The 3,945-nt window shown below is 65.7% G+C and carries 4 protein-coding genes; 3 read left to right on the forward strand and 1 reads right to left on the reverse strand.

Annotation, left to right across the window (positions count from 1 at the left end):
• A partial coding sequence (locus tag AC1DT6_RS40160) for a winged helix-turn-helix domain-containing protein (RefSeq protein ID WP_477115597.1) occupies positions 1 to 1,626 on the reverse strand: 1,626 nt, incomplete at its 3' end.
• A gap of 243 nt (positions 1,627 to 1,869) precedes the next feature.
• Here AC1DT6_RS40160 and AC1DT6_RS40165 point away from each other — a divergent pair.
• From AC1DT6_RS40165 to AC1DT6_RS40175, 3 genes are all read left to right on the forward strand, one after another.
• Positions 1,870 to 2,850 carry a quinone oxidoreductase family protein gene (locus tag AC1DT6_RS40165; RefSeq protein ID WP_441637598.1) on the forward strand — a complete coding sequence of 327 codons (981 nt, stop codon included), beginning with the start codon at positions 1,870 to 1,872 and terminating at the stop codon, positions 2,848 to 2,850.
• A 9-nt stretch (positions 2,851 to 2,859) separates the two neighbouring features.
• Positions 2,860 to 3,708 (forward strand): TauD/TfdA dioxygenase family protein, encoded by an 849-nt coding sequence (locus tag AC1DT6_RS40170; protein WP_477115598.1) that lies wholly within the window; start codon positions 2,860 to 2,862, stop codon positions 3,706 to 3,708.
• Positions 3,709 to 3,768: 60 nt separating this feature from the next.
• Positions 3,769 to 3,945: 3-keto-5-aminohexanoate cleavage protein (locus AC1DT6_RS40175; RefSeq protein ID WP_477115599.1), on the forward strand; the 177-nt coding region annotated here is incomplete at its 3' end.

The raw sequence follows: 3,945 nt of genomic DNA on the forward strand, positions 1-3,945 counted from the left end.
AATCCAATCCGGCTCGTCCGCGTAATAGGCGGCGGCGCTCAGGATCAGATCGATCTCGTAGCGCATGGCGTCGTCCGGTGTCGCGTGGTGGAGGATTTTGCGCACTTGCGCCTCGGCCTGCTGATGACGCTCGCTCAGCGCCAGCGCCCATGCCGCGGCAAGACGCAGGCGTGGATGCTTGTCCAGCTCGGACTCGGGCAGCCACTCGAGCCATTCGAGCACGGCTGACAAGTGGCCGCGGGTCGCCGCCTCGTGCAGGCAGCGTTGCGCCAGGCCATAGGCAGTCTCGCGCTGGCCGCTGGCAAAGGCGTGGCGCGCGGCAGCTTCGGTCATGCCATGATCGGCAAGCCAGTGCATGGCGCGATCGTGCAATCCGGCGAGCTCCTGCGCAGGCAGTTCCGTCAGCCGCGCGCGCAGCGCATCGCGTGCCATGGCGTGCATGCGGAACCACTCGCCCTTCTGGTCGGCGACGACGAACAGGGGCGTTTCCCGCATGAGGCGCTCCAGGCGATCCGGTGCATCCTCCATCGCCGTCACGGCGCGGCAAAGGTCGGCATGCAGCAGATCCGCGATCGAGATGCGCATGAGAAAGCCGGTATCCGCGTCGGTAAGCCGGGCGAGCAACTCGGTCACGAAGTGCTCGCGCATGCCGCCGGTGCTGTTTGCCAGGGCATCGATGGCGGCAACGGGATCGGGGGCGAGGGACATTGCCGAAAGCGCGAGCTGCAAGCCGAGCGGCCAGCCCTCGGTCACGTCATGCAGCCTCGCGCACGCGTCGGCTTCGACACTGGCGTCGAAGTGGCTGCCGATCAGTGCGATCGTCTCTTCCAGGCGGAAACGCAGCATCCCGGCATCGACCTTCACGCACTGGCCATAAGGGCCAAGGCGGTCGACGACCGTGTCGAACCCGCTGCGCGCCGCCACCACGATGCGCAGGTTGGGCGGCAGGTTGTTGAGCACATAGATCAACGCATCGCGGCTGGAATCCGGCAATCGCTCGGCTTCATCGAGTATCAGAACGATATCGAGCGCAACGTGCGCAATCTCCGCCAGCCACGCGGTGAAGCCTTCCAGCGACCCGCGGGACGATCCTTCCCCTTCCGGCAGGCTCTTGCCGAACGCCGGCCGCCCGCAGCCTGAGCGAATCGCGCTCGTCAGCCCCAGCAACAGGCGCCCGGGATCGTCGTGCTCATCCAGCGACACCCAGGCAACCGCGCTGCCGCGCATGATGTACTCGCGGTGCCACTGGATCAGCAGGGACGTCTTGCCGAAGCCGGCAGGCGCTTGCACGATGGTCACAGGCCGGTCGCGAAAGCGCTCGCCGTCCGAGCCCAGCCGGGAGCGCGCAAGAAGATGGCGCGGTGCGCGCGGTGGACTCGTCTTGAGCAGCAATTCCGATGCGGTCGCGCCAGCGCCGCTGGTTGGATTTGTCATCGAATGAAAGTAGACGCGGCAGTCTTCCCATGTTTGCATGCTGCGCGGCCGCGCGTGCCGTTGCATGTACATCCCGACGCACTGCGTGCCTGCGGCAGAACCGCATGTTTCCAGGCTGGCCGGATGGATTGAGGGGATCGGCAACCTAATGTCGCCGATTATAGACATGCCCGGCGCATTGCCAGCCCGCATCAGGGATTTCCCTGTATCCCACCCCCCCGCCACTGGGGGGAGCACCCCCAGGCCGCGCGCCTACTATTCCATCAACACAAGGACGCGCAAGCGGGGAATGCAATGCCGGCAATCAAGCGTGAAGCCGCGATGGCGCGGACGCGCCCGGACGCAAGTCTCGCACGGCTCCCGGCCGGGCTGGCATGGACCAGCGAAGCGAAGTAAACCGAATCAACGCCAAAACGATCAGAGACAGGAATCAACATGCCACATGCCATTCGAATCCATGAAACCGGCGGCCCCGAAGTGCTGCGCTGGGAAGAGGTCGCCGTGGGCGAACCCGGTCCCGGGCAGGTCCGCTTGCGCCATGAAGCGGTGGGCCTGAATTTCGCCGACACGTACTTTCGCTCGGGCCTGTACCCGATGCCCCTGCCGGCCGGCATGGGCGTCGAGGCCGCCGGCGTGGTCGAGGCCGTCGGCGCCGGCGTGACCCAGGTCGCGGTCGGCGATCGCGTCACCTATACCGGCTTTCTCAATACGCTGGGCGCGTACAGCACCGAGCGCCTGATCGCGGCCGCAGCACTGATCAAGCTGCCCGCCGGCATCGATTGCGCGACCGCCGCCGCCATGACCATGCGCGGCCTGACCTCCGCGTACCTGATGCGCCGCATCTACGCCTTCAAGCCCACCGACACCATCCTGCTGCACGCTGCCGCCGGTGGGGTCGGACTGATCGTCTCCCAGTGGGCAAAGCTGCTCGGTCTCACCGTGATCGGCACCGTGTCGAACGAGGCCAAGGCGGCCGTTGCCCGCGCCCACGGCTGTGACCACATCATTGACTACAGCCGCGAGGACGTGGCCGGGCGCGTGCGTGAACTGACCGACGGCGTCGGCGTGAATGTGGTGTTCGACAGCGTCGGCAAGGACACCTTCGACGCTTCGCTGGATTCGCTCAAGCGCCGCGGCCTGATGGTCTGCGTGGGCACGGCTTCCGGCCCGATCCCGCCCTTCAACCCGCAACTGCTGGCGATGAAGGGCTCGCTTTACCTGACCCGCCCCGCCCTGGCCGACTACATCGCCGACCCCGCCGAAAAGAACGAACTGGCCGGCGAACTGTTCGGCCATGTCGCGGCCGGGCGCATCCGGATCGAAATCAACCAGCGCTACGCCCTGCAGGACGCGGCGCAAGCCCACCGGGACCTGGAATCGCGCAAGACCACCGGCTCCTCGGTTTTCACGATCTAAGAGATCACCATGCGTATCGAACCACTCACCTGTGCCATCGGCGCCGAACTGGTTGGCATCAAGCTGGCCGACGCCATTCACGATGCCGGCCTGTTTGCGGAAATCCGTGCCGCGCTGCTCCGGCATCGCGTGCTGTTCCTGCGCGGCCAGGACATGACGCGCGCCGAACACGTTACCTTTGCCCGCCTTTTCGGCGAGCTGGAAGACCACCCGGTAGCCGGCAGCGACCCCGAACATCCGGGCCTGGTGCGGATCTACAAAAACCCGGACCAGCCGAACGACCGCTACGAAAACGCCTGGCACACCGACGCCACCTGGCGCGTGGCGCCGCCCTTCGGCTGCGTGCTGCGCTGCGTGGAGGGCCCGCCGGTAGGCGGCGATACCATGTGGGCAAACATGGTCCTGGCCTATGAGAACCTCCCCGAACACATCAAGAGCCAGATCGCGGACCTGCGTGCCCGCCACAGCATCGAGGCCAGCTTCGGCGCTGCCATGCCCCTCGAGAAACGCCTGGCATTGAAGGCACAGTATCCCGATGCCGAGCATCCGGTGGTGCGCACGCATCCCGAGACCGGCGAGAAGGTGCTGTTTGTCAACGCCTTCACGACGCACTTCACCAACTACCACACGCCGCAGCGCGTGCGCTTCGGCCAGGACGCCAATCCGGGCGCCGGCCTGCTGCTCAACTACCTGGTCAGCCAGGCCAATATCCCCGAGTWYCAGGTGCGCTGGCGCTGGCAGCCAAACAGCGTGGCGATCTGGGACAACCGCTCGACCCAGCACTACGCCGTCATGGACTACCCCCCCTGCTATCGCAAGATGGAGCGCGCCGGGATCATTGGCGACATACCGTTTTAAGCGGCTAGAACAGACAGACCTGGCGCAATTGACTCTGCCCCAACCCGACAAGGACTAAACATGCAATTCCTCGACGATTCCCTGCACCCCGAAAACCAGGACAAAGTGGTCATCACCGTGGCGCCTTACGGCCCCGAGTGGATGCCGGCGGATTTCCCCGAAGACATTCCGGTGACGATGGAGGAACAGGTGCAAAAGGCCGTTGACTGCTACAACGCCGGTGCCACGGTGCTGCAC

This window comes from Cupriavidus sp. 01L45 (assembly GCF_056399885.1).

Coding starts and splice junctions, on each gene's coding strand:
- AC1DT6_RS40165 (WP_441637598.1), top strand. CDS start 1,870: ATGCCACATGCCATTCGAATCCATGAAACCGGCGGCCCCGAAGTGCTG.